Here is a 26,161-nt window from a genome sequence, read left to right as displayed (position 1 = left end):
GCCCTTTTTGCGGCACAGATCACTATCGCTGCGCCCCTTTCCACTTCGAAGTGGAAAACAACTCGCTACAAACTTTTAACCCCCGCCGCTAAGTTACCCTCAGAGCCACTAGTGGGGTAAGACGAGTGAATAACGGAGCTGTAATGAATGACATGGGGGAATCGGTGGAACTGGCCGACCGCATGCTGGCGCAGGTGTATGCCTTGCTGCGTGAACGCCACATTATTCCCAACGCTGTACAGGAACAGATGCTGACGTCGCATGTTCGCGCCATGGCGCACCGCTCGGTAACGGGTGAACCCTTACCAGAAGTCGATGCCAGCTTGTTTGATGAAATTTCTGCCGAATCAATGGCGCTTGCCCGTGACGTGGTCGCTGAGTTTGGCAATCTTCCTGAGGAAGAGGCCTGGCTGCTGTCGGTGCACTTCGAAGTCGCGAAAGACAACCTTTAAGGAGCAAAAGATGGAACAGATTACCGTAGTGATTGGCGATCGTCTGGGTAAAGGCCAGAAAGTGGCGGCAGGCGTTGAGAAAGCGGGCGGCCGTGCGGTTGTGGTGCCGGGCGTTGCGGCAGATATGAAGCTGGGTGACGTGATGAAAGCGGAAAACGCCACCTTTGGTATCTCGTTTTGCGGCAGTGGCGGCGCGGGTGCGATTACCGCGCAGACCAAATACGGCTACAAGGCGAAATACGGCATGCGCTCGGTTGATGAAGGGGTCACTGCCATCAACGAAGGTTGCAACGTGCTGGGGTTCGGTTTTATGGACAAAGAAGAACTCGGTGAGCGTCTGGTACAGGCGTGGCAAAAGAAACACGGCGCTTAAGAGCATGAAAGAACAATTCACCACCACGGTGAGAGTCACTGGCAAGGGCGAGGCCAAAGCGCGCGCCTTTGCCGATGCCCTGAACCACGTTCAGGCTGCGGTGATGAAAGCGTCGCCGCATACCTTACTGCGTATTGAGCCACAGGATGTGCAGGTTGTTCAAGCGCGTGAATCGGTGCGCAAAGAGGCATTTTTATTCCTCTTTTTGCGCCGGGAAAGACGCACCTTCAGCGTGGAGCTGGACGTGACCGTCAACGTGACTGCCATCAATCTCGACAAGGTGGATTTCGTTACGCAACGCTGATTCTTTATTAAAAGGCATAATTATGTTCCTGATAATATTAATAAAATCGCTCATCATCGGCGGCCTGGTTGGCGTCGGTGTCGGCGCTGGGGCTGCACGCATGTTTCATGCGCCTACCACTCAAGGGATGGGCGCGTTTCGTACTCTGGGAGAACTGAATTCCTGCGAAGGGGATCCGGCTTCTCACTTCTCGTTCGGCCTGGGCTTCTTCTTTAACGCCTGGGCTTCCTCCGTTGCGGCGGGGGCGTTCACTCAGGACGTCGACCATCGCATCATCCCCAACTGGGGCGCTGCTGCGCTGATGGTTAAAAACCGCAACGTCGGTGAAACGCTGCACGATCCCAAGCGCATGGCGATTGCCTGCGGCGTTATCGGGATGATCGTCGTGACCTTCCTGAATCTTACGGCGTCATCCGTACCGGAAGCGTTGCAGGTGACTGCCGTCAAGGTGCTGGTGCCTGCGGCTAACCTGCTGGTTAACACCGTGATGCCGGTGATCTTCTGGCTGGCGGCGATCGATGCCGGTAAAAAATCAGGCTTCTGGGCCACCGTCTTTGGCGGCGCGGCGCAGCTGATTATGGGCAACGCCGTTCCGGGTCTGGTCCTTGGCATTCTGATCGGTAAAGGCGTGGAAGAGAGCGGCTGGAACCACGTCACTAAAGTGATGATGGTGGCTATCGTCGCGCTGTTTGTCCTGAGCGGCTTCTTCCGCGGCTTCGACATGAAGATGATCGAATCCTTCCATCTGACCGTGCCTAACTGGCTCGAACTGATCCACAACTCGCTCAGCGGCAAATAACGGAGGCCATCATGGAACAGAATAAAGGTTTTTGGTTCGCTGACTGGTCGTTCCCGATCTTCGTTGGCCTGCTCTCCTCTGGCGTATTTGCCGGAACGCACATGTACTACCTGTACGGTATTGGCGCATTTAACGAAGTCGCTTTTGTGGCGATGCTGAAGGCGGGAATGGACACCGGCTCCTACGGGGCGGTGGCGGCATTTGGTGCAAGCTTCCTGTTTGCCCGCATCATTGAAGGTTCGCTGGTGGGGATTCTGGATATTGGCGGGGCGATTCAGACCGGGGTCGGGTTAGGTGTTCCGGCGCTGCTGTTGGGCGCAGGTATTATCTTCCCGGTTGCCAACTTCGCAGCGTCGCTGGTCACCGGTCTGGTGATTGGTCTGGCGATTGGCTACATCATTATTCTGGCGCGTAAGTTCACCATCAATCAGAGCGACTCGACCTACGGTGCGGATGTCATGATGGGGGCCGGTAACGCCTCCGGCCGCTTCCTCGGACCATTGATTATCCTCAGCGCGATGACGGCGTCTATCCCTATCGGCATCGGTTCACTGGCGGGCGCGCTGCTGTTTTACCTGTGGCAGAAACCGATCACCGGCGGGGCGATCCTTGGGGCGATGATCCTCGGGTCCATCTTCCCGATTGCCATTAGCTAACTGTTGATTTGTAAGCCGGATGAGGCGATTGCGCCGCCATCCGGCAAAGGAGAGAGCGATGTTTGATTTACTCCTGCGCCGTGCGCGCCTCGTTGACGATACGGTGAGCGATATTGCGCTCAAAGACGGCAAAATTGCGGCGTTGGGCGACGTTGATGGCCCGGCGCTGAAAACCATCGAACTGGGCGGCGAGTACTACGTCAGCGCAGGTTGGATTGATTCCCACGTTCACTGCTACCCGAAATCCCCGATTTATCACGACCAGCCGGACAGCGTCGGTATAGCTACCGGCGTTACTACGGTGGTGGATGCGGGCAGTACCGGGGCGGATGATATCGATGATTTTTATACCCTGACCCGGGAAGCGACCACCGAAGTGTATGCGCTGCTGAATATCTCCCGCGTTGGGCTTATCGCCCAGAACGAGCTGGCTAATATGGCCAACATTGACGCCGATGCGGTGCGACAGGCGGTGAAGCGCCATCCTGATTTTATCGTCGGCCTGAAGGCGCGCATGAGCAGCAGCGTGGTCGGTGAAAACGGCATTACGCCGCTGGAGCGCGCCAAAGCGATGCAAGCGCAGAACGGTGACCTGCCGCTGATGGTGCACATCGGCAACAATCCGCCGGATCTGGATGAGATCGCCGAACGCCTGACCGCGGGCGATATCATTACCCACTGCTACAACGGTAAGCCGAATCGCATTCTGACGCCGCAAGGCGAGTTGCGGGCGTCAGTGACGCGGGCGATTTCACGCGGTGTGCGTCTGGACGTTGGGCATGGCACCGCCAGCCTGAGCTTTGCGGTGGCAAAACGCGCTATTGGTCTGGGCATTTTGCCGCACACCATCAGCTCCGATATTTATTGTCGCAACCGTATCAGCGGCCCGGTGTATTCCCTGGCGAATGTGATGTCGAAATTTCTCGCCATTGGGATGTCGCTACCGCAGGTCATTGAGTGCGTTACTGCCAATGCCGCCGATGGTCTGCGCCTGAAACAGAAAGGGCGACTGCAGGTTGGTCTGGATGCCGATTTAACCCTCTTTACGCTTAAGCGCCAGCCAACCGTGCTGGTAGATGCAGAAAACGACAGCCTGCAGGCTGAACAACTGCTGGTGCCGCTTGCCGCAATACGTGCGGGCAAGGGCTATATGACCGAACAAGGGAGCGCGGAACATGCCTTCGATTTTTGAGAAATACAATTTAAAACAGGTGATTAACACCTCAGGCCGCATGACGGCGCTCGGCGTTTCTACGCCACGACCAGAAGTGGTTGAGGCCGCAATGGCGGGGATGAATCAATATTTTGAGATGAAAGACCTGGTCAATAAGACCGGTGACTACATTGCGAAATTGCTGGAGGTGGAAGGGGCTACCGTCGTCTCCTGCGCTTCGGCCGGAATCGCCCTGTCAGTGGCTGGAGTGCTGGTTAAGGACAGCGACTGGCTGCTGGAGAACCTGCACGTCGCGTCGATCGAGAACAACGAAATCGTGCTGCCCAGAGGCCACAACGTCAACTTTGGCGCTCCGGTTGGCACCATGGTGGCGCTCGGCGGCGGCAAGCTAGTGGAAGCGGGTTATGCCAACGAATGTTCCGCCACTCAGTTGGCGGCGGCCATTACGCCACGCACGGCGGCCATTCTGTATATCAAATCTCACCACTGCGTCCAGAAAAGCATGCTCAGCGTGGAACAGGCTGCGGTGGTGGCGCGTACGCATAATCTGCCGCTAATCGTGGATGCGGCAGCGGAAGAGGATTTGCAGTGCTACTACCGGGTTGGTGCGGATCTGGTGATTTATAGCGGTGCGAAGGCGATTGAAGGGCCAACCAGCGGCCTGGTGATTGGCAAAACCCAATACGTTGAGTGGGTGAAGCGCCAGACCGCGGGGATTGGTCGGGCGATGAAGGTAGGCAAAGAGGGGATTCTTGGCCTGACCTGCGCCATCGAACTGTATCTGAACGCGCAGAAAGAGAGCGGCGCGGAGATGGTCGAGAAAATGACGCCGTTCATTAATGCGTTAAACCAGCTTCACGGCGTAAGCGCCCGCGTGGTGTGGGACAGCGCAGGGCGCGACATCGCGCGCACCGAAATTAAGTTTGACGAAGCGACAACCGGCATCGCCACAGGTGAACTGGTCGACGCGCTCAAGCAGGGAGATTACGCGATTTACTTCCGTGGTTACAAAGCTAACGAAGGCATTATCGAAGCCGATGTGCGCAGCGTGGATCGCGCGCAACTGGAGATTGTGGCCCGTCGAATTAGTGAAGTGATTTCGCAGGAGAAAAAAGCATGAAACTGACCCCTAACTTTTATCGCGACCGCGTCTGCCTGAACGTGCTGGCGGGCTCCAAAGAAAATGCCCGGGATATTTACGCGGCGGCGGAAGGACACGTGCTGGTCGGTGTGTTGTCAAAAAATTACCCGGATGTCGCAAGCGCGGTTGCGGATATGCGTGAATACGCAGCGCTTATCGACAATGCCCTCTCCGTGGGGCTGGGGGCGGGCGATCCAAACCAGTCGGCGATGGTCAGTGAAATCTCCCGTCAGGTGCAGCCACAGCATGTTAATCAGGTCTTTACCGGCGTGGCGACCAGCCGCGCGCTGCTGGGTCAGCAGGAGACGGTGGTCAACGGTCTGGTCTCGCCAACCGGCACTCCGGGCAGGGTGAAAATCTCCACCGGTCCGCTGAGCAGCCAGACGCCGGACGGCATTGTGCCGGTAGAAACCGCGATTGCGTTGCTCAAAGACATGGGGGGGAGCTCGATTAAATACTTCCCAATGGGCGGCCTGAAGTGCCGTGAGGAATACATTGCAGTTGCCCAGGCCTGCGCCCGCCATGACTTCTGGCTGGAGCCAACTGGCGGTATCGATCTGGATAATTTCACTGAAATTTTGCAGATCGCCCTGGATGCCGGAGTGAGCAAAATCATTCCTCACATCTATAGTTCGATTATTGATAAGGTGAGTGGTAACACTCGCCCGGACGACGTGCGCCAGCTGATGGCGATGACCCGGGCCTGCGTAGGCTAACTGACTGATGAGGAAACTGACGTGCGATTCCCCAACCAACGTTTAGCGCAGCTGTTTGGCATGCTGCAAAACGAAGCGCTTCCACAGGACGAGCTGGCGCAGCGGTTGTCGGTTTCCACACGCACCGTACGGGCGGATATCACTGCGCTAAACGCGCTGCTCACTCAGTACGGCGCGCAGTTTGTCCTCAGCCGGGGTAACGGTTATCAACTCAAAATTGACGACCCGGCACGTTATCATGCCCTGCAAACGCAGCGACCAGACGCGTTGCTGCGCATCCCTCGCACCAGCCAGGAGCGGGTGCACTGGCTGGTGGTTCGTTTTCTGACGTCGGCCTTTTCGCTGAAGCTGGAGGATTTGGCTGATGAATGGTTTATCAGCCGCGCGACGCTGCAAAACGATATGGCTGAGGTGCGCGAGCATCTGCAACGTTATCATCTGACGCTGGAAACGCGCCCCCGTCACGGTATGAAGCTGTTTGGCAGCGAGATGGCGATCCGCGCCTGTTTGACCGATCTGCTATGGACGCTGGCGCAGCAGGATCCACAGCACCCGCTAGTGACGCAAGAGGCACTAAATGCCGGGATCCCTGAACAGCTACAACCTGTTTTGCAGGATATTTTTGCCCGTTTTCACATTCGCCTGACCGATGAGGGTGAGCTGTTTTTGCGGTTGTACTGCGCGGTGGCGGTACGGCGGATTAGCGAAGGGTATCCCCTCCCGGAATTTGCCGCAGAAGAAGCCGAGCAATCAGTGTGCCTGGCCACGCGGGAAATCGCAGCGGTATTGCACCGACTGGCGGATAAACCGCTTACCGTTTCCGAAGAGAACTGGCTGCAGGTGCATATCGCCGCCCGCCAGGTACAAGAGATCGCCCCCAGCGCCATCAATGCGGATGATGACGAAGCGCTGGTCAATTACATCCTGCGGTTTATCAACAGCCAGTACAACTACAACCTGTTGAATGACAAACAGTTACATGCTGACCTGCTGACGCATATTAAGACGATGATCACCCGGGTGCGTTACCAGATAATGATCCCCAATCCGCTACTGGAAAATATTAAACAGCACTACCCGATGGCGTGGGACATGACGCTGGCCGCTGTCTCGGGATGGGGAAAATATACGCCGTACACCATCAGTGAAAATGAGATTGGCTTCCTTGTGCTGCATATTGGCGTCGGGCTGGAGCGTAGTTACAACATCGGTTACCAGAGGCAGCCGAAAGTTCTGCTGGTATGCGATGCTGGAAATGCGATGCTGCGGATGATTGAGGCGGTGCTGGCGCGTAAGTATCCGCAGATAGAAATCGTTGATACCGTGACGCTACGCGACTACGAACAGCGGGAAAGCATCAGCGAAGATTTCGTCATCTCTACCGCGCGGGTTGGTGAAAAAGATAAGCCTGTGGTGATGATTGCACCGTTCCCTACCGATTATCAACTGGAGCAAATTGGCAAACTGGTGCTGGTCGACAGAACCCGTCCGTGGATGTTGAACAAATTCTTCGATGCCGCCCATTTTCGTGTGATCGACGAGCCAATGGATCAACAAACGTTGTTCAACGTTTTATGTCGCCAGTTGCAGGATGAAGGCTTTGTCGATGCGGAGTTTCTTGATTCGGTGGTTGAACGTGAGGCCATCGTCAGCACCATGCTGGGTGACAGCATTGCCCTGCCGCACGCCCTCGGTCTGCTGGCAAAGAAAACGGTGGTCTACACCATCCTCGCCCCGCAGGGTATCGCCTGGGGGGATGAAACGGCGCATGTGATCTTCCTGCTCGCCATCAGCAAAAGCGAATACGAAGAAGCGATGGCGATCTACGATATTTTCGTCACCTTCCTGCGCGAGCGCGCGATGACGCGACTCTGCGCATGCCGGAATTTCAGCGAGTTCAAAACGGTTGCAATGGAGTGTGTGAGCCGTTTTTGAGGGGCGGAAAACAGAACCTCTACTGCTGGAAATTAACGCAAGTGATGTACAACCTGATTACTGCTCCCGCGCCAGATTAGCGCCGGGTCTTTGAGATCCTGCACGTATTTGCCATCGACCAGCACGTTGATGAGATCGACAACCTGCATTTGCGCGGCATCGAGTTCATCGAGCTTGTAGCCGGTCCACACCCAGATGTCTTTTCCCGGACACTCAGCGCGAATGCGCTGCACCAGTTGCAGAATATCCGGCACGTTTTGTGGATGCAGCGGATCGCCGCCGGAGAGCGAGATCCCCTGACGGTGAATACGCGTGTCGTTCAGATCGGCAATGATCTTGTCTTCCATCTCTTTGCTAAACGGCTGGCCGGAATTGAGCCGCCAGGTGCTTTTGTTATAGCAACCGGGGCATTCATGCACGCATCCTGAAACAAACAGGGTACAGCGAGTGCCGGGACCATTAACGATGTCGACAGGGTAATACTGATGGTAATTCATTTGCGCTTCTCATCCGTTTATCAATTCGCGCCATAGCTGCTTCGTGCGCCCGAGTCACTTACTTATGTAAGCTCCCCGGGACTTACTCATTTGCTGCCTTGCTATGACGTGAATTGCGTTGCGGAAATAATGGCCCGAAAAGCGTCGCATCGCCGGGCAATAAAATCGTCTAAATTAACCGATCTGCCCGTTCCCTAAATGCTTAACGCGGCGCTTCACTTCTTCCTGCTTACCGGCGTTAAACGGACGAGCGTCCGGGCTGCCTAAGTAACCGCAGACGCGGCGGGTGACCGATACGCGCGCGGCGTCGTGGTTACCACATTTCGGGCAGGTAAAGCCTTTGCTGGTGCACTCAAACTCACCGGTAAAGCCGCACTCGTAGCATTCATCGATTGGCGTGTTGGTCCCGTAATACGGCACGTGCTGATAGCTGTAATCCCAGACGTCTTCCAGCGCTTTCAGGTTGTGCTGAATATTCGGGTATTCGCCGTAGCAAATGAAGCCCCCGCTTGCCAGCGGCGGGTACGGCGCTTCGAAATCGATCTTGTCGTACGGGTTAACCTTCTTTTCCACGTCGAGGTGGAAGCTGTTGGTGTAGTAGCCTTTGTCGGTCACGCCTGGGACCACGCCAAATTCGGCGGTATCCAGACGGCAGAAACGGTCGCACAGGTTTTCACTTGGCGTGCTGTACAGGCTAAAGCCGTAGCCAGTCTCGTCTTTCCACTGATCGACCGCTTGGCGCAGGCGTTCCACAATGGCGATACCTTTGGCGCGCAGCTGCTCGCTGTCATACACATGCTTGTCGCCAAACAGCGCATTGATGGTTTCGTGAATACCGATGTAGCCCAGAGAGATGGATGCGCGACCATTTTTAAAGATTTCTGACACGTCATCGTCCGCTTTCAGACGCACGCCGCAGGCCCCTTCCATATACAGAATGGGCGCCACGCGGGCCTTCACGCCTTCCAGGCGCGCAATGCGGGTCATCAGCGCTTTACGCGCCAGCACCAGACGATCGTCGAGCAGTTTCCAGAAGGTGGCTTCATCGCCATGCGCTTCCAGCGCGATACGCGGCAGGTTAAGGCTGATAACGCCGAGGTTGTTACGCCCGTCGTGAATCTGTTCGCCGTTCTCGTTTTCCCACACGCCGAGGAAGCTGCGACAGCCCATTGGCGTTTTGAACGAGCCGGTCACTTTGACCACCTGATCGTAGTTCAGGATGTCCGGATACATACGCTTGCTCGCGCACTCTAGTGCCAGCTGCTTGATGTCGTAGTTCGGATCGCCAAACTTGTGGTTCAGACCGTCACGAATCGCGAACACCAGTTTCGGGAACACTGCGGTTTTACGGTTTTTACCCAAGCCGGCAATACGGTTACGCAGAATGGACTGCTGGATCAAACGCGATTCCCAGCTGGTTCCCAGGCCAAAACCAAAGGTCACGAACGGCGTCTGACCGTTGGCGGTATGCAGGGTGTTCACTTCATACTCGAGAGACTGGAATGCGTCGTAGCACTCTTTCTCGGTACGGGAATGGGCATAACCGTCGGCGTCCGGGATCTGCCACTCTTCAGCGGTTTTACGATGTTTATTAAAGCTCTCGGTAACGAACGGCGCGAGAACTTCATCAATACGGTTAATGGTGGTGCCGCCATAAATATGGCTGGCGACCTGCGCGATAATTTGCGCGGTGACGGCGGTCGCGGTAGAGATGGATTTTGGCGGTTCAATCTCCGCGTTACCCATCTTAAAGCCCTGCGTCAGCATGCCTTTCAGGTCGATCAGCATGCAGTTAAACATTGGGAAGAACGGAGAGTAGTCGAGATCGTGATAGTGAATATCACCACGCTCGTGCGCCTGGACGACATCACGCGGCAGCAGGTGCTGACGCGCATAGTGTTTGGCAACGATACCGGCCAGCAGGTCGCGCTGGGTTGGGATCACTTTGCTGTCTTTGTTGGCATTTTCATTCAGCAGAGCAGAGTTGGTTTGCTCAACCAGACCACGAATTTCCTGGTTCAGACGGCCACGTTTTTCACGCTGGATATCACGGTCGTGGCGATATTCGATGTACGCACGGGCGAGTTGTTTGTACGGGCCAGACATTAGCTGGTTTTCTACCGCTGTCTGGATCTCGTTGATATCGACCTTGCTGCGCTCATTCATCTGGCTACTAACGACTTCTGCGACGGTGGCACAGTAATCTGCGTCATCGACTCCCGCTGCTTTAGCTGCACGCAGAATGGCTTCTTTGATGCGCTCTGATTTAAACGGCACTTTACAGCCATCTCGTTTCATCACATGCGGTGTCATGATCACTCCATATTTATAAGAACAGGTTATCCACAGAGGTTGGGGAGGTCATCAGGGCTTTATTCATCTCTATTGCCAATGACTTCCCGCAATCCTGACCCACTTTATCCACAATTCCACCGTGAAGCGGTGCACTGTAGTTGTAGCAATTGTAGTCGATTAATACAACATATTGGGTCGGCGTGCATTTTAAGTTCTATATGTAGTGATTTGCATCAAGGATGTTTACGATTTATTTGATGTAGCGCAAAGTAAAAATCGGAGCGTACAGATGACGGGCACTACAGCCGATTGTAAATTGTGGGCAGAAAATTCTGATTAATTATTCAACAAAAACAGAAAGGTAAGCTGAGCGTATGCATCAAAGCCCGGCAGCGTTATGCGTACCGGGCCTGAACATAATTGCAAGCTATTTTTGCAACCACCAGACGGCTTCAAAAGGACGCAGCGTCATGTCTGCGGGTTGGCTGGCGACCTCGGCATAGTTGTGCATCAGCACCTGCCAGTTGCCGTCGGTCTGGGTCGGCTGCCAGCTCTGGAAGGTATCGCTCAGATTAGCAATGACCAGCAACCGCTGTCCTTGCCATTCACGTTGATAGCACCACAGATGCGGGCTGCCCGGTAGCAGATCCTGATAGTCGCCCCAGGTGATAACCGGCTCTGCTTTACGCAATGCGATCAGCTTCTGATAGGTATAGAACACCGAGTCGGTATCGCGCAGCGCTGCCGCCACGTTGATATCCGCTGCGTTGTCGCACAGATTGATCCACGGCTCACCCTGGGTGAAGCCCGCGTGTTTGCTGGCATCCCACTGCATCGGCGTGCGGCTGTTATCGCGCGATTTACTGGCGAGGATCGCCAGCAGCTCTTGCGCATCGCGCCCCTGGCCGTTCAGGGTGGCAAACATGTTATGGCTTTCCACATCGCGGTAATCGGTAATCTGGCGGAAGTGCGGATTGGTCATGCCGATCTCTTCACCCTGGTAGATGTAGGGCGTGCCCTGCATACCGTGCAGCACCATCGCCAGCATTTTTGCGGCCGGAACGCGGTATTTACCTTCATCGCCAAAACGCGACACGATGCGTGGCTGGTCGTGGTTACACCAGAACAGCGCGTTCCAGGCCTGATTGTGCATGCCTTGCTGCCAGTGGCGGAACAGGGTTTTGAGCGCCACATAGTCGGGTTTGGCTAACGTCCACTTCTCACCGTTGGGGTAATCCACTTTCAGGTGGTGGAAGTTGAAGGTCATCGACAGTTCGCTGCCATCGAGTGCGGCGTACTGCTGGCAGTTTTCCAGCGTGGTGGAGGACATTTCTCCGACCGTCATCAGGCCGCGGGGCGTGAAGACGTCGCGATTCATTTCACGTAAAAACGCATGCGCGCGCGGGCCGTCGGTATAAAAACGCCGCCCATCGCCGTCGGGATCGCTCGGGAAGTCCTGATCTTTAGAGATAAGATTCACCACGTCGAGACGCAGCCCGTCCACGCCGCGATCGGCCCAGAACTCGCACACTTTTTTTAGCTCGGCGCGGACCGCCGGATTCTCCCAGTTCAGGTCTGCCTGCTCCGGAGCAAAGAGGTGCAGATAGTACTGCTCGCTTTCGGCGTGCCAGCCCCAGGCGCTGCCGCCAAATTTGGAGCGCCAGTTATTCGGGAGACTGTCTGGCGTGCCGTCGCGCCAGAGGTAAAACTGACGATACGGGCTGTCTTTATCCAGCGCCTCGCGAAACCAGGGGTGCTGGGTTGAAGTGTGGTTAAACACCATATCGAGAATAATACGGATGCCGCGCGCTTTCGCCTGCGCCACCAGTTCGTCAAAGTCTGCAAGCGTTCCGTAGGCCGGATCGACAGACATGTAATCCGCGACGTCGTAGCCGTTATCAACCTGCGGCGAAATATAGAACGGCGTTAGCCAGATGGCATCAACCCCCAACGTTTGCAGATAGCCGAGACGCTGCGTCACGCCGCGTAAATCGCCGGTGCCGCTGCCGGTGGTGTCCTGAAAACTCTTGGGGTAAACCTGATAGATGACGCCGTTTTGCCACCAGTGGGGAATATTCATGGTTGTTTCCTGGAAATACGATGGGGCGCAACTGCGCCCCGAAGAAAAGTTAGACAATTTGTAGTGTGCCCATACGGTGTTTACGCTGATAAACGAATGAGGTCAGTACCATGGGGATAACAATCGCAATGACCATTGCCATGCCAAATACCTGCCAGTAAGTCGGCTGGATGGAGAGGATGCCTGGCAAACCGCCGACGCCAATTCCGTTCGCCAGCACACCGTTCAGGCCGCACAGCAGTCCGGCGAGACCGGAACCGATCATCGCGCACAGCATCGGGAAGCGGTATTTCAGGTTGATCCCGTACATGGCCGGTTCAGTGACCCCGAGATAGGCGGAAATCGCGGCAGGAACGGAGATTTCACGTTCATTGTGTTTGCGACTGGAGATGATGATCCCGACTACCGCAGAGGCCTGAGCGATATTCGACAGTGCGATCAGCGGCCATACCGGCGTACCGCCCATGCTCTGAATCATCTGCATGTCGATAGCCAGCGTGGTCTGATGCACGCCGGTTATCACCAGCGGGGCATACAGGAAGCCGAACAGCGCCGCGCCAATCGGGGCAAAGCTGCCGGTCAGCAGGTGACGGACCGCAAACGCGACACCGTCGCCGATCATGCGGCCAAACGGACCGATAAAGGCGTGCGCGAGGAACACCGCGAGGATCAACGAGCACACCGGGACGATCACCAGATACAGATAATCCGGGACGATGCGTTTCATGCGTGTTTCAATAAACCCGAGCGCCAGACCGGCCAGCAGTGCCGGAATAACCTGCGCCTGATAGCCCACTTTCTCAATGCTGAACAGGCCGAAGTTCCACACTTCCGGTACCTGTTGACCGAGTAGATAGGCGTTCATTAGCTGCGGTGAAACCAGGGTCACGCCCAGCACAATACCGAGGATCGGCGTTCCGCCCATTTTCTTCACTGCTGACCAGCAGATCCCGACCGGCAGATAGAAGAAGATCGCTTCGCCAATTAGCCACAGGAAGTCGTAAAGGGTTTTCAGCGAAGGGTGCATCTGCGCCAGCGTCTGCCCGTTGCTCATGGGCAGATCGCCAATCACATTACGAAAACCCAAGATCAAGCCGCCGCTAATCAGCGCTGGCAGCAGCGGGAAGAAGATCTCCGCAAAATGAGAAATCAGCTGTTCGTGCCATTTCATATTCTGCCGCGCGGCTTTTTTCGCCTGCTCTTTGTCGGCGCTGGCCTGACCGGTTGTCGCCAGCAGCGCTTTGTAGTAATCGCCCACTTCGGTGCCAATCACCACCTGAAACTGCCCGGCGTTGGTGAAGCAGCCTTTGACCATTGGCAACTGTTCGATCTCTTTTGGCCTGGCATTCGCAGGCTGATTCAGCACAAAACGCAGGCGAGTAATGCAGTGACTTACCGTGGCGATATTGTCGCGCCCGCCTACCAGCTCAATCAGCCGGTCGATGTCTGCTTGTTTTATTTTGCTCATGATGATGTGTGTTCCCCGTAGGCCGGATAAGACGTTTTAGCATCGCCATCTGGCAACTCTCTCGTTGCTGTGGCCAGAGTATATCGTCGATGATTTTTTAAAAATGGGAACGTTCCCGAAACGTAGCGAAGATCACAAATTAACGCTCAGAAAGCGATCAGGAGAGGGTGGAAGGAATAACGATTTGTCGTAGTTCGCTACGGCCGTTGATCTGCTCGATCAGCTGCGAGGCAGCTTGTCGTCCGGCTTCGGCATATCCTGGATCGACGGTGATAATTTCCGGATGGAGGAATTTCATCAGCGGCGTACTGCCCACGCTCGCCAGCTGTAGATTCTCAATTCGCTGCTCTTGCAGATATTTGCTGACACCAAGGGCGAGGGTGTCCGTCGCGCAGACTAAGGCAGTGGTTTCCGGGGTGATGACGTTGGCGGCCTGCTCATAACCCTGCTTCATGGCAAGACCCGGTAGCGCGGCTACAGGATGCAGTTTGTGTTTCTTACAGAACGCCAGGTAGGCTTCATGGCGACGCTTACCGGTGGTCACGTCGCTATGGGGAACGCCAAGAAAGCTGATATGGCGATGCTCGCGATCGTATAAACGCTGCATCAGGGTGCGAATGGCGCCTTCATCGTCATAGCAGACGGAGGCAAAGCCTTTGGCATCTCTTGCCAGCAGCACCAGCGAATCCTGCCAGGAGGCGAGCATGGATTCACTTATGCCGGTAAAACCAAACAGCACCACGCCGTCAATATTGCGGCGTCTGAGCATGCCGAGATGCTCTTCAACCAGCTCGGGCGAGAACTGGCTTTCCATCATGATCGGGTCGTAACCCTGCTCATAAAAGGCGGGCAGCATGGTTTGCACGGCGAGATTTTCCGAAAGCGAGTCCAGACGCGTGACGATGATCGCCACCACCTTGTCACTTTGTCCGCGCATGGCGCGTGCGGAGCGGGAAGGGGAAAAACCGTGCTGATTCATCACCGCTTCAACGCGTTCGCGGGTGCGTTCGCTCACGCCGCTTTCATTGTTAAGCACACGGGAAACGGTTGATTTTCCCACACCGCTTAAGCGGGCGATGTCTTTAATTGTCAGCCGGTTTTGCATCCTGTTTTCCCGTGTTGCGTGTGAAGTTATGCCAAATAGAGAATAACTTTACTCAAGCGCAGCGCAATGGGCAAAGTCTGGTATACGTTTGGTTTAGTTTCCATGGTTTATCATACTGCCATAATTGCCACAAACCTTATGGTTTTCTGCGTATAATCCGCAGCGCAAATCATTCACTTACCGGAGGCTATATGGATCCCGATCCCACCCCTCTCCCGAGATGGAGAAACTCCCCTTTCCGGTAAGCCTGTCTTTCACTGTCTTACCGGAGCAGTAAGACAGTGACGTTCTGACGTCCCTGTTGTGATTTTAATATTGCCATCAGGTAAGGCTTTGCCACGCCTGAAGGATTTACTGCGCCTGTTGAGACTGGCGCAGAGGGACTGCCTATGTTCAAAAATATTACTCGCCAGCTATTTGCCCGGCTAAACCGCCATTTACCACATCGTCTGGTGCATCGCGATCCGTTGCCTAATGCCCAGACCGTTGCCAGCACGCCGATCCCACCATCGCTGAGCGAACATTGTCTGAAAATGGCGCTGATGGACGAAGCCGCGCTGTGGAAAACGTTTGGCGCGCACCCGGAAGGATTAAACGCCGCAGAAGTGGAAAACGCTCGCGAATTACATGGTGAGAACCAACTGCCGGCGCAGAAGCCGTCGCCGTGGTGGGTGCATCTGTGGGTCTGCTACCGTAACCCGTTTAATATTTTGTTGACCATCCTCGGTGCGATTTCCTATGCCACCGAAGATCTGTTTGCCGCTGGCGTCATTGCTCTGATGGTCGTCATCTCTACGATGCTGAATTTTGTGCAGGAGGCGCGTTCCACCAAAGCGGCAGATGCGCTGAAAGCGATGGTCAGTAACACCGCTACGGTGCTGCGCGTTATCAACGAGAAAGGAGAGAACGGCTGGGTTGAACTGCCGATCGACCAGTTAGTTCCCGGCGATATCATTAAGCTGGCGGCAGGGGATATGATCCCGGCCGATCTGCGTGTGGTGCAGGCTCGTGACCTGTTCGTGGCCCAGGCTTCGCTGACCGGTGAATCGCTGCCGGTGGAGAAAGTCGCAACCAGCCGCGACCCGCAGCAAAGCAACCCGCTCGAATGCGATACCCTGTGCTTTATGGGCACCAACGTGGTGAGCGGCACGGCGCAGGCCATCGTGATTGCGACCGGAGCCAATACCTGGTTTGGGCAACTGGCGGGCCGCGTCAGCGAGCAGGAAAGCGAGCAGAATGCTTTCCAGAAAGGGATCAGCCGCGTCAGCATGCTGCTGATCCGTTTTATGCTGGTGATGGCGCCGATTGTGCTCATCATCAACGGCTATACCAAAGGCGACTGGTGGGAAGCGGCGCTGTTTGCCCTGTCTGTCGCGGTGGGGCTGACCCCGGAAATGTTGCCGATGATCGTCACCTCGACGCTGGCGCGCGGGGCGGTGAAGCTGTCAAAACAAAAGGTCATCGTCAAACACCTCGACGCCATTCAGAACTTTGGCGCGATGGATATCCTGTGTACCGATAAAACGGGCACCCTGACACAAGACAAAATTGTACTTGAGAATCATACAGATATATCTGGTAAACCCAGTGAGCACGTCCTGCATTCTGCGTGGTTGAACAGTCATTACCAGACCGGGCTGAAGAATCTGCTGGATACGGCAGTGCTGGAAGGCGTGGACGAAGAATCAGCCCGCCAGCTCTCTACCCGCTGGCAGAAAATTGATGAGATCCCGTTTGACTTCGAACGCCGCCGCATGTCGGTGGTGGTCGCTGAAGAAACCGATGTGCATCAGCTGGTGTGCAAAGGCGCGCTGCAGGAGATCCTCAGCGTCTGCACCCAGGTGCGCTACAGCGGTGAGGTTGTCCCGTTAGATGACAACATGCTGCGTCGGGTGAAGCGCGTCACGGATACGCTGAACCGCCAGGGGCTGCGCGTGGTGGCGGTGGCGACGAAGTACCTGCCAGCGCGTGAGGGCGATTACCAGCGTATTGATGAATCAGATCTGATCCTCGAAGGCTATATTGCGTTCCTCGATCCGCCGAAAGAGACCACCGCGCCAGCGCTCAAAGCGCTGAAAGCCAGCGGTATTACGGTGAAAATCCTGACTGGCGATAGCGAGCTGGTGGCGGCGAAAGTGTGTCATGAAGTGGGGCTGGATGCGGGCGATGTGGTTATCGGCAGCAGCATTGAAGGGGTAAGCGACGATGAGCTGGCAACGCTGGCCCAGCGCACCACGCTGTTTGCTCGTCTGACACCGATGCACAAAGAGCGCATTGTCACGCTGCTCAAGCGCGAAGGTCATGTGGTTGGCTTTATGGGGGATGGCATTAACGATGCCCCGGCGCTGCGCGCGGCGGACATTGGTATCTCCGTTGACGGCGCGGTTGATATTGCGCGTGAAGCGGCTGATATCATCCTGCTGGAAAAGAGTCTGATGGTGCTGGAAGAAGGGGTGATCGAAGGACGCCGTACTTTTTCTAACATGCTGAAGTATATCAAAATGACGGCCAGTTCTAACTTCGGTAATGTGTTTAGCGTGCTGGTGGCGAGCGCCTTCTTACCGTTCCTGCCGATGTTGCCGCTGCACTTACTGATTCAGAATCTGCTGTACGATGTATCCCAGGTGGCGATTCCATTTGATAACGTCGACGAAGAGCAGATCAAAAAGCCGCAGCGCTGGAATCCCAGCGAGTTGGGGCGCTTTATGATCTTCTTTGGACCGATCAGCTCGATCTTCGACATTCTGACATTTTGCCTGATGTGGTTCGTCTTCCATGCGAATACGCCAGAACATCAGACGTTGTTCCAGTCTGGCTGGTTCGTGGTAGGCCTGCTGTCGCAAACGCTGATTGTGCATATGATCCGTACCCGCCGCGTGCCGTTCATCCAAAGCCGCGCCGCATGGCCGCTGATGCTGATGACGCTGGTGGTCATGGTGGTAGGCATTGCATTACCGTTCTCGCCGCTGGCCAACTATCTGCAATTGCAGGCGCTGCCGCTGAGCTACTTCCCGTGGCTGATTGCGATTCTGGCGGGCTACATGACATTAACCCAGCTCGTGAAAGGTTTTTATAGCCGCCGCTACGGCTGGCAGTAAGCACAAGATATCGGCTGCGTTGGCCCCTTAAAAAGCCAACGCAGCTGTAACCTGGCGCAGGAGGAGTATCGGAATCGCCCGATGATTCGCGCCGCAGAAAATTCATGCGTATTATTATTTCTGTTAAAAGATAATTAATTCGATAAATGTGAATGATAAGTGAATAAATTCACCTAGAATATTGTTTTTTAATATTCATATATTAAAAATTATAATTTATAAGATATGCCTTAGCACTCCCCCTCCATTCATTCCGTAAAATATCGAGAATTAAAAAATTTACATAAAAATCTATGATTGCAACATGTTGTATTTTATGTTTTTTTTAATGATTCCTTTATTCTTATTTTTATCAATTCCAATAAAAACAATGCGTTGAGATATATATTCATGGCGATGATTCGTTGTTATGAAATATGTCTTTGGATATACTCGCTTCTATATAAATTTATTTATATGGTGCCGCTGTTGCACAGGTTCGGAGAATCTGCGGCGGCATGTTTCGTCGCTATGTCGTTTTATCTATATCATTTCGCTCACATCAGAGAGAGTAACATTATGCAAAGGAAAGCTATTTCATTTTGTATTGCCCTGGCATTAAGCGGTAATACATTTGCCGCCGATCTTAACAACAACGAAGACAAAAAAAAGCAGTGTCCCGAAAATATCAGCAGCCTTTCTCAGGCTGAGCTGGCTAAACTGTCGCCGGAGTGCCAGAAAGCCACGGAAAGCTTTTTAGAGCAGAACTGGGCGTGGGTGACGGGCGGTATCGCCGCGCTGGCGGCCACGGTGGGTATCGCGGCGAGCGGCGGAGGTGGCGGCGGCAGCCATTCGTCCTCCGGGTTGCCTGTTGATCCGGTGGACCCTGTCGACCCTGTCGATCCGGTGGACCCCGTTACACCTGATACCTCCACCTTCGTTTATGACAATGGCGTTACCCTTGATCGGGGCGCGAAAACCCTGACCTTTGCCTCTCTGGTGGTGAATGGCGTCACTTATACCAATACCACCTTCGCCATTACCAAGCAGGGCGACGGCTACCTGCTGACCGCACCGGACGGCAAAACCCTGACCGTGACCAGCCTGAACGTGATGGGCAATGCGCTGGTGATGCAGGGAACGTACGGCAGTAACAACCTGTTCTGGTCGTACAACCGCGCAGGAGAGCTTACCCTGGCGAGCGCAGATACCACGGTTATCGACGGCGACGGGCAGCAGAAAACGGTTGATGGCGGCTCCACCGCAGGCGGCCCGGGCGATACCGGGACGATTATCAACGGTGATGATAACGATGTTAATGTGAATGGCGATACCGGCGCTACTGGCGGCGGCACCGGCACCGACGTGGACGGCAACGGCAACACCATCAACAACGGCGGCAACAACACCGCAGACGGTGAAGGCTCCAATGGTACCGATGTTAACGGCGACGGCAACACCATCAACAACACCGGTGATAACAGCGGCACCAACGGTGGTACCGGCACCGACGTGGACGGCAACGACAACACCATCAACAACGGCGGCAAAAATACCGCAGACGGTGAAGGCTCCACCGGTACAGACGTGACCGGCGACGGCAACGACATCAACAACACCGGCGATAACGGCGCCACCAACGGCGGCACCGGCACAGACGTTGACGGCAACGGCAACACAGTTGATAACGGCGGCAACAATACCGCCGATGGCGCCGGCTCTACCGGTACTGACGTGACCGGCGACGGCAACACCATCGACAATAAAGGTAACAACACTGCCGATGGCGCAGGCTCTACCGGTACGGACGTAGACGGTAACGGCAACACCATTAACAACGGTGGCGACAACAGCGGCACCAATGGTGGTACGGGCACTGACGTGACCGGCGACAACAACGACATCAACAACAACGGCAAAAACACTGCCGACGGTGAAGGCTCCACCGGCACCAAAGCTGACGGCGACGGTAACTCCATCAATAACGGCGGCGAGAGCAGCGCCACCAACGGCGGTACCGGCACCGATGTGAACGGCGACGGCAACACCATCGACAACAAGGGTAACAACACTGCCGATGGCGCAGGCTCTACCGGTACGGATGTAGACGGTAACGGCAACACCATTAACAACGGTGGCGACAACAGCGGCACCAATGGTGGTACGGGCACTGACGTGATCGGCGACAACAACGACATTAACAACACCGGTGACAACAGCGCCACTGGCGGCGGTACCGGCACTAAAGCTGACGGCGACGGCAACACCATCGACAATAAAGGTAACAACACTGCCGATGGCGCAGGCTCTACCGGTACGGATGTAGACGGTAACGGCAACAAAATCATTAACGAAGGCGACACCAGCGCAGCCAATGGCGGCACCGGCACTAGCGTGGACGGCAACGAGAACGCCATCGACAACAAGGGCAAAACCACGGCGGATGGTGCGGGCTCCACCGGTACAGACGTGACCGGCGACGGCAACGACATTAACAACACCGGTGACAACAGCGCCACTGGCGGTGGTACCGGCACTAAAGCTGACGGTAACGGCAACACCATCGACAACAAGGGTAACAACACTGCCGATGGCGCAGGCTCTACCGGTACGGATGTAGACGGGAACGGCAACAAAATCATTAACGAAGGCGACACCAGCGCTGCTGCAGGCGGCACTGGCACCAGCGTGGATGGCAACGACAACATCATCGACAACAAAGGCAAAACCACCGCTGATGGCGCAGGCTCCATCGGTACGGATGTCACTGGCGACAAAAACGAAATCACTAACGAAGGAGATACCAGCGCCACTGCCGGCGGCACCGGCACCAGCGTGGACGGCAACAATAATACCGTTGATAACAAAGGAAAAACGACTGCGGACGGCACAGACTCTGCCGGTACAGATGTTGCTGGTAATAACAACATTATCAATAACGACGGCGAGAGTTCTGTGACTGGTGGCGCGACGGGGACAAAAGTCAGCGGCGACAGCAACACTATAAATCAGAATGGTAAAATGGTGGTGGGCGAGTTATCCACCGGTCTGAACGTGACAGGTAATGCAAACATCGTTAACCTGGCGTCTGACGATATGACAATTACCGGCAAGCAAGCGACGGGGGCCATAGTTGCTGGTGATGATAATGAGGTCACGCTGTCGGGCGTAATGAATGTTAATACCTCTGCAACAGGTCTGAATGTTTCTGGCACATCGGCGGATGTTAAATTATCCGGTACGGTGAATGTTACCGCGAATACGGAAGACTCACTCAGCAAACCATTGCGTTTTGCTGATGGCCTGGGCTATCGCGGCGTTGTTGTCTCGTCGCAAAATGACTCTGCACAAAACGCCACCAACGTTCTGGTTGATGGCTCTATCAACGTGAAGGATAACCGCACCGACCCGATGGCGTATCCGAATTCACCGACCGATCCGGTGCCGTTTGGCCGTGATATGACGGGTCTGGATGTATCAGGAGCCTTTAATAATGTGACGGTGACCGGATCGATTTCCCTTGATGCTACTCCTTATCACACTGAATTGATTAATAACGGCACAATTAAAGGCGCGACTAACACTTATCAGGACCATGTGAAAGGGCTGAACGTTACCGGAAACAACAATGCGGTGGTGGTTCAGGACGGTATCAATCTTAACAGTGCCATAGAAACATCCGACTGGGCCATTGCGCCGGATATGGTCGGTATTGCGGTTAATGGTGCCGGAAACCAGGTCACAGTTCAGGGGGCATCAAGCTTAACCGGTAGAAGTGCAAGTGATGGTTACATGGAGTTTGCCAGCATAACCGGCGGCGGTTTGTTGATATTAGATGATACTTCGACGCTGAACATCGCTACTAAAAATAACGGTAGTAACGCGAATATTTTTGGTACTCAGTCAATTTTGGTTGAGGATGCCAACAGTAAATTTATAAACAAAGGCGACGTCAAGGTGACCGCCACAGGAGGGTCTTTCAACTCGCTGGCTTTTGCTAAAAAAGGAAGCATGATTGAGAACAGTGGTTCCATAACGATGGATGCAACACCGATAACCGTAAGTAATGGTTATATTGTTGACACTTTAGCTGGTTTTAATAGTGGTACTAAAATCATTAATACCGGTGATATTAATGTCATCCACAATAAGATCGCCAATCAGACATGGTACACTTTCACAAACGACTATACCCCTATAGCTAATAAGATTTCCGTTTTAGGGATTTCGGTAATACAGCCAGGTGTGACAGGTTCTAATAGTGGAACAATAACCACGACGGGAGGGAATACCTGGGCAATGGGGGCAAATATGGGTGCCACCATTACTAACGAAACCGGCGGTGTGATTGTTCACAATGCAAACTCTGCGACGCAAAACTTAACGCTTCAGTGCAACGCTAACCTGAATTGTATTTCTGCTATTGGCGGCGGTATGGTTATCAAAAGCGGAACCGCGACGAATAACGGCGCCATTACCGTCAATGACTCCGGCGTGGGGATGTATGCCAACGGCGGCACCATTATCAATAAAGGCACCATCAACCTTGAGAATACAACCGAGACAACACCTGCAGCGAATACGCAATTAATTGGCATGGCTGTGTTCAATGGCGGTGTTGCGTACAACGATGGCACCATCAATATTAATGCCGACAACGGCCAGGCGTTCTACAACGATGGCGCAGCAGGCAGCACCATCCATAACAGCGGCACCATTAATCTGAACGGCGGTGCAATGTCGTCAGATGATACACAGATGGGTTCTGCGCCAACTGACAGCAATTCTGCCCCCGCTTCTGTTCAGCGTGTGAGAGGTTATGTGTTGGGTACCAGCGCCAGCGGCTCTGTCGGTACGCTTAATGCGGGTAATAACGCCCTGGCACTGGATTCTGTCAGCGTGGATACCGGTTTCACCGCAGGTACGGCTGCCACGACTCAGACCTTCGACAACGTCTTTACCGGGGCTGATGTGGAAGGCGTGGAAAACATCACCTCTGAAAGCGTGGTGTGGAGCGCGCAGGGTCAGAAAGACGCGAACGGCAACGTGGACGTCACCATGACCAAAAACGCCTACACCGATGTGGTGACCGACAGCAGCGTCAGCGGTGTTGCCGGCGCGCTGGATGCCGCGTACACCAACAACGAGCTGTTCAGCAGTCTGAACCTGAAGACCTCTGCCGACGTGACGAAAGCGATGAAGCAAATCAGCGGCAACAAGGCTGTGAACGTCTCCCGCGACGCCCGCAGACTCAGCAACCGCTTCGATATGCTGGCGGATGCCGCGCCGGAACTGGGTAACGGTCTGTCGTTTAACCTGGTGGCGAAAGGTGACCAGCGTGCCGAACTGGGTAAAGACACGCAGTACGACATGATGGCCCTGCGTCAGAAACTGGGCTTTGGCGATAATCAGTCGCTGACCATGGAGTACGGTATTGCCCGTCTGGACGGTAAAGGCAATGTCTCTTCCGGCAGCGACGGTATCACCGGCGGTTACAGCCAGTTCCTGGGTCTGGAGCACGCCATGCCGCTCGGTGAGGAAGGTCTCTCCTGGAACAACGCCCTGCGTTACGACGTACATCAGCTCGACAGCAAACGCGGCATTAACTACGGTGATGTCAACAAACAGGCGCTGGCGGACAGCCGTCAGCAGTACCTGGAGCTGCGTACCGAGGGTCGTAAAACCTTCGCCGTCAGCGAAGGGCTGGATGTTGTGCCATATGCTGGTCTGAAACTGCGTCACACCATGGAAGACGGTTATCAGGAGCGCGGTGCTGGCGACTTTAACCTGAACATGAACAGCAGCACGGAAACGGCGGTTGATTCAGTGGTGGGTATGAAGCTGAGCTATGCCGGTAAGGATGGCTGGGCAGCAACGGCGACGCTGGAAGGCGGCCCGAACCTGAGCTACGTCAGCACTGGCAAAAAAGCGTCCCTGCAGGGGGCGGCAGGTCAGAGCTTCAACGTTGACGACGGTCAGAAAGGTGGCAGCATCAACAGCATGGCACAGGTGGGTGTGAAGTATAACGCCGGTAACACCAGCGCCGGGCTGGACGCTTTCCACTGGAAAGAGGACAACATCAGCGACAAGGGCTTTATGCTGAATATTAAACACAATTTCTGATAACAGCCTGAGTGAGTAAAAACAGAACCGCCGGAGTGATTTCCGGCGGTTTTTTTTACGCTTAGCGACGAACGGCGATCGCTTCAATCTCGATTTTCACGTCTTTCGGCAGACGGGCAACTTCCACGCAAGAACGCGCCGGGAAAGTGGCGTTGTGCTCGGTGAAGAACGCTTCGTAGGTCGCGTTTACGGTTGCGAAATCGTTCAGGTCTTTAACGAAGACGGTAGTTTTTACGATGTCGCCCACTTTCAGGCCTGCTGCTTCAACGATAGCTTGTACGTTTTCCAGCGACTGACGCGCCTGAGCGGACACGTCTTCCGATACGGCACCGGTTTTCGGATCGACCGGGATCTGACCGGAAGTGATTACCATGCTACCCAGGTCAACGCCCTGAACGTATGGGCCGATTGCTGCTGGTGCATTTTCCGTCGCGATAGTCTTGCTCATGATTTCTCCTGAATTACAGCGGTAATAGAATGTTCTCGGCCATTATAGGGAGCCGGGAAATCATTACCAACACCAATTAGTTGGCCAGCACCACATAATGCGAAAACTCTTTTTCACAGTATTTGCATTTGAGTGCGATGTCGTCAGCGCGCTTTTTCACTGAAAAACTGGACGATACTGGTTCAGCATGGCTGATGCAGTTGCTGTTCGGGCAAACCAGCACGTTATCGATACGTTCAGGCAGGCTCGGACGTGATTTACCCACCACGTCATAATCGTCAATGCGGTTTACCGTTGCCTGCGGAGCGTACAGGGAGAGCTGGTTTACCTGCTCGTCGGTCAGGAACGTATTTTCGATTTTAATCAGGTCTTTACGGCCCATTTCGCCAGATGGCAGGTTCAGGCCGATGGTGATACGCTGGTCGGTTTCAGTCAGTTTGAACAACGTCAGCAGCTTAAAACCAACCTGTGCGGGAATATGGTCAATTACGGTGCCACGTTTGATGGCTTCAACCTGCAGTTTGTTATCGTGTGTCATCTCTTTTTCTCCCTTACAGTGCCAGTTCGCTATTCAGTACCAGTGCCAGTAACGCCTGGCGGGCGAAGATGCCGTTGCCAGCCTGCTGGAAATACCAGGCGTGCGGCGTCTTGTCGACGTCGGTGGTGATTTCATCAATGCGCGGCAGCGGATGCAGCACCTTCATGTTCGCTCTGGCACCGTTCAGATCGCTGGCACGCAGAACAAACTGTGCTTTCACATTGGCGTATTCGGACGGGTCCAGACGCTCTTTTTGTACGCGGGTCATGTAGAGGATATCGACCTCCGCCATTACCTCTTCGATAGTGCCATGCAGGCTCCAGGCGATACCTTTTTCATTCAGCATATCCAGAATGTATTGCGGCATGGCCAGCGCGTCCGGGGCGATGAAGTAGAAGCGGTTACCTTCGAACTTTGCCAGCGCCTGGGTCAGGGAGTGGACGGTGCGGCCATATTTCAGGTCACCCACCATGGCGATTTGCAGATTGTCCAGGCGACCCTGCGTTTCCTGAATGGTAAACAGATCCAGCAGCGTTTGGGTGGGATGCTGGTTGGAACCGTCGCCGGCGTTCAGTACCGGCACGTTACCGGAGAACTCGGTTGCCAGACGCGCGGCGCCTTCCTGCGGATGGCGCATCACGATGGCGTCAACATAGGTGCTGATGACGGAAATGGTGTCGGCCAGAGTTTCGCCTTTTTTGCCAAGCGACGTGTTGCTGCTGTCAGAGAAACCCACCACGCTGGCGCCCAGACGGTGCATGGAGGTTTCAAAAGATAAACGGGTGCGGGTTGACGCTTCAAAGAAGCAGCTGGCGATGACCTTATGTTTTAACAGCTCTGGCTGCGGGTTAGCTTTTAATTTCGCCGCCGTCGCGAGGACCAGATTAAGGTCATCGCGGCTGAGGTCGTTTATGGAAATGATGTGTTTTTGATAGAGCGGGTTAGCCATGTTTATCTCCTGACGCCTGGGCAAAAAAAAA

The 26,161-nt window shown here is 54.7% G+C and carries 20 protein-coding genes; 12 read left to right on the top strand and 8 right to left on the bottom strand.

Annotated elements, in window-relative coordinates; genetic code table 11:
• The first annotated feature begins 143 nt into the window (after positions 1–143).
• From HV345_RS20805 to HV345_RS20765, 9 genes are read left to right on the top strand one after another with little or no spacing between them, the layout of a single operon-like run.
• Positions 144–452 (top strand): PRD domain-containing protein, encoded by a 309-nt coding sequence (locus tag HV345_RS20805; RefSeq protein WP_016151467.1) that lies wholly within the window; start codon positions 144–146, stop codon positions 450–452.
• Positions 453–462: 10 nt separating this feature from the next.
• Positions 463–825 (top strand): SFCGS family glycine-rich protein, encoded by a 363-nt coding sequence (locus HV345_RS20800; protein WP_003830384.1) that lies wholly within the window; start codon positions 463–465, stop codon positions 823–825.
• Positions 826–829: 4 nt separating this feature from the next.
• Positions 830–1,129 (top strand): DUF4312 family protein, encoded by a 300-nt coding sequence (locus tag HV345_RS20795; protein WP_181636014.1) that lies wholly within the window; start codon positions 830–832, stop codon positions 1,127–1,129.
• Positions 1,130–1,151: 22 nt separating this feature from the next.
• Positions 1,152–1,928, top strand: coding sequence for a DUF4311 domain-containing protein (locus HV345_RS20790; protein WP_005134210.1), 777 nt, complete (start codon positions 1,152–1,154; stop codon positions 1,926–1,928).
• 11 nt (positions 1,929–1,939) lie between these two features.
• Positions 1,940–2,584: a DUF4310 family protein gene (locus HV345_RS20785; protein WP_003830379.1), complete on the top strand. Its 645-nt coding sequence runs from the start codon at positions 1,940–1,942 to the stop codon at positions 2,582–2,584.
• A gap of 58 nt (positions 2,585–2,642) precedes the next feature.
• Entirely contained in the window at positions 2,643–3,776 is a 1,134-nt protein-coding gene (locus HV345_RS20780) for an amidohydrolase/deacetylase family metallohydrolase (protein WP_047358560.1), read from the top strand.
• Positions 3,760–4,878: a DgaE family pyridoxal phosphate-dependent ammonia lyase gene (locus tag HV345_RS20775; RefSeq protein WP_181636013.1), complete on the top strand. Its 1,119-nt coding sequence runs from the start codon at positions 3,760–3,762 to the stop codon at positions 4,876–4,878. The genes HV345_RS20780 and HV345_RS20775 overlap by 17 nt, the downstream gene beginning before the upstream one ends.
• Entirely contained in the window at positions 4,875–5,615 is a 741-nt protein-coding gene (locus tag HV345_RS20770) for a KDGP aldolase family protein (protein WP_016151471.1), read from the top strand. Before HV345_RS20775 ends, HV345_RS20770 begins: the two co-directional genes overlap by 4 nt.
• Before the next feature lie 21 nt (positions 5,616–5,636).
• Positions 5,637–7,550: a transcription antiterminator gene (locus HV345_RS20765; protein ID WP_049043244.1), complete on the top strand. Its 1,914-nt coding sequence runs from the start codon at positions 5,637–5,639 to the stop codon at positions 7,548–7,550.
• 32 nt (positions 7,551–7,582) lie between these two features.
• Here the strand turns inward: HV345_RS20765 and nrdG are convergent, their stop codons facing one another.
• The 5 genes from nrdG to treR form a co-directional block, all read right to left on the bottom strand.
• Entirely contained in the window at positions 7,583–8,047 is a 465-nt protein-coding gene (nrdG, locus tag HV345_RS20760; protein WP_016151476.1) for an anaerobic ribonucleoside-triphosphate reductase-activating protein, read from the bottom strand.
• A 174-nt stretch (positions 8,048–8,221) separates the two neighbouring features.
• On the bottom strand, positions 8,222–10,360 hold the full coding sequence (gene nrdD / locus HV345_RS20755) for an anaerobic ribonucleoside-triphosphate reductase (RefSeq protein WP_016151477.1): 2,139 nt from the start codon (positions 10,358–10,360) through the stop codon (positions 8,222–8,224).
• Between the two features lie 409 nt (positions 10,361–10,769).
• Positions 10,770–12,422, bottom strand: a complete 1,653-nt coding sequence (gene treC / locus HV345_RS20750) for an alpha,alpha-phosphotrehalase (RefSeq protein ID WP_181636012.1) — start codon at positions 12,420–12,422, stop codon at positions 10,770–10,772.
• A 49-nt stretch (positions 12,423–12,471) separates the two neighbouring features.
• Positions 12,472–13,890, bottom strand: coding sequence for a PTS trehalose transporter subunit IIBC (treB, locus tag HV345_RS20745; protein ID WP_016155564.1), 1,419 nt, complete (start codon positions 13,888–13,890; stop codon positions 12,472–12,474).
• Between the two features lie 157 nt (positions 13,891–14,047).
• Positions 14,048–14,995, bottom strand: a complete 948-nt coding sequence (gene treR / locus HV345_RS20740; RefSeq protein ID WP_016155565.1) for a trehalose operon repressor TreR — start codon at positions 14,993–14,995, stop codon at positions 14,048–14,050.
• Positions 14,996–15,186: 191 nt separating this feature from the next.
• Between treR and mgtL the strand changes: the two genes are divergently transcribed.
• The 3 genes from mgtL to HV345_RS20730 all read left to right on the top strand — a co-directional run bounded on the left by mgtL (position 15,187) and on the right by HV345_RS20730 (position 24,195).
• Complete coding sequence (gene mgtL, locus HV345_RS26745) at positions 15,187–15,240, top strand: mgtA regulatory leader peptide MgtL (protein WP_223870169.1); 54 nt, start codon at positions 15,187–15,189, stop codon at positions 15,238–15,240.
• 144 nt (positions 15,241–15,384) lie between these two features.
• Positions 15,385–18,093, top strand: coding sequence for a magnesium-translocating P-type ATPase (gene mgtA, locus HV345_RS20735; protein WP_181636011.1), 2,709 nt, complete (start codon positions 15,385–15,387; stop codon positions 18,091–18,093).
• Between the two features lie 558 nt (positions 18,094–18,651).
• On the top strand, positions 18,652–24,195 hold the full coding sequence (locus HV345_RS20730; RefSeq protein ID WP_181636010.1) for a hypothetical protein: 5,544 nt from the start codon (positions 18,652–18,654) through the stop codon (positions 24,193–24,195).
• A gap of 61 nt (positions 24,196–24,256) precedes the next feature.
• Here the strand turns inward: HV345_RS20730 and ridA are convergent, their stop codons facing one another.
• The 3 genes from ridA to pyrB all read right to left on the bottom strand — a co-directional run bounded on the left by ridA (position 24,257) and on the right by pyrB (position 26,130).
• Positions 24,257–24,643, bottom strand: coding sequence for a 2-iminobutanoate/2-iminopropanoate deaminase (ridA, locus tag HV345_RS20725; protein WP_016151491.1), 387 nt, complete (start codon positions 24,641–24,643; stop codon positions 24,257–24,259).
• Positions 24,644–24,719: 76 nt separating this feature from the next.
• Positions 24,720–25,181 carry an aspartate carbamoyltransferase regulatory subunit gene (gene pyrI, locus HV345_RS20720; protein ID WP_016151492.1) on the bottom strand — a complete coding sequence of 154 codons (462 nt, stop codon included), beginning with the start codon at positions 25,179–25,181 and terminating at the stop codon, positions 24,720–24,722.
• 13 nt (positions 25,182–25,194) lie between these two features.
• The gene (gene pyrB / locus HV345_RS20715; protein WP_016151493.1) at positions 25,195–26,130 is read right to left on the bottom strand and encodes an aspartate carbamoyltransferase; all 936 of its coding nucleotides are present in this window, start codon (positions 26,128–26,130) and stop codon (positions 25,195–25,197) included.
• Between the last annotated feature and the right edge of the window lie 31 nt (positions 26,131–26,161).

Origin of the sequence: Citrobacter sp. RHBSTW-00986, from assembly GCF_013783065.1 — a bacterium.
Lineage (GTDB): Bacteria > Pseudomonadota > Gammaproteobacteria > Enterobacterales > Enterobacteriaceae > Citrobacter > Citrobacter braakii.
The sequence above is the reverse complement of the archived record's forward strand: the minus strand, read 5'-3'. Positions and strand labels throughout refer to the sequence as shown.

Bases quoted from the DNA above. Each gene is read 5' to 3' on its own strand.
- HV345_RS20770 (WP_016151471.1), top strand. From the start codon at position 4,875: ATGAAACTGACCCCTAACTTTTATCGCGACCGCGTCTGCCTGAACGTG.
- pyrB (WP_016151493.1), bottom strand. From the start codon at position 26,130: ATGGCTAACCCGCTCTATCAAAAACACATCATTTCCATAAACGACCTC.
- treC (WP_181636012.1), bottom strand. From the start codon at position 12,422: ATGAATATTCCCCACTGGTGGCAAAACGGCGTCATCTATCAGGTTTAC.
- HV345_RS20730 (WP_181636010.1), top strand. From the start codon at position 18,652: ATGCAAAGGAAAGCTATTTCATTTTGTATTGCCCTGGCATTAAGCGGT.
- ridA (WP_016151491.1), bottom strand. From the start codon at position 24,643: ATGAGCAAGACTATCGCGACGGAAAATGCACCAGCAGCAATCGGCCCA.
- HV345_RS20805 (WP_016151467.1), top strand. From the start codon at position 144: ATGAATGACATGGGGGAATCGGTGGAACTGGCCGACCGCATGCTGGCG.
- HV345_RS20790 (WP_005134210.1), top strand. From the start codon at position 1,152: ATGTTCCTGATAATATTAATAAAATCGCTCATCATCGGCGGCCTGGTT.
- mgtA (WP_181636011.1), top strand. From the start codon at position 15,385: ATGTTCAAAAATATTACTCGCCAGCTATTTGCCCGGCTAAACCGCCAT.
- treR (WP_016155565.1), bottom strand. From the start codon at position 14,995: ATGCAAAACCGGCTGACAATTAAAGACATCGCCCGCTTAAGCGGTGTG.
- HV345_RS20785 (WP_003830379.1), top strand. From the start codon at position 1,940: ATGGAACAGAATAAAGGTTTTTGGTTCGCTGACTGGTCGTTCCCGATC.
- HV345_RS20800 (WP_003830384.1), top strand. From the start codon at position 463: ATGGAACAGATTACCGTAGTGATTGGCGATCGTCTGGGTAAAGGCCAG.
- HV345_RS20780 (WP_047358560.1), top strand. From the start codon at position 2,643: ATGTTTGATTTACTCCTGCGCCGTGCGCGCCTCGTTGACGATACGGTG.
- nrdG (WP_016151476.1), bottom strand. From the start codon at position 8,047: ATGAATTACCATCAGTATTACCCTGTCGACATCGTTAATGGTCCCGGC.
- HV345_RS20795 (WP_181636014.1), top strand. From the start codon at position 830: ATGAAAGAACAATTCACCACCACGGTGAGAGTCACTGGCAAGGGCGAG.
- nrdD (WP_016151477.1), bottom strand. From the start codon at position 10,360: ATGACACCGCATGTGATGAAACGAGATGGCTGTAAAGTGCCGTTTAAA.
- treB (WP_016155564.1), bottom strand. From the start codon at position 13,890: ATGAGCAAAATAAAACAAGCAGACATCGACCGGCTGATTGAGCTGGTA.
- pyrI (WP_016151492.1), bottom strand. From the start codon at position 25,181: ATGACACACGATAACAAACTGCAGGTTGAAGCCATCAAACGTGGCACC.
- HV345_RS20775 (WP_181636013.1), top strand. From the start codon at position 3,760: ATGCCTTCGATTTTTGAGAAATACAATTTAAAACAGGTGATTAACACC.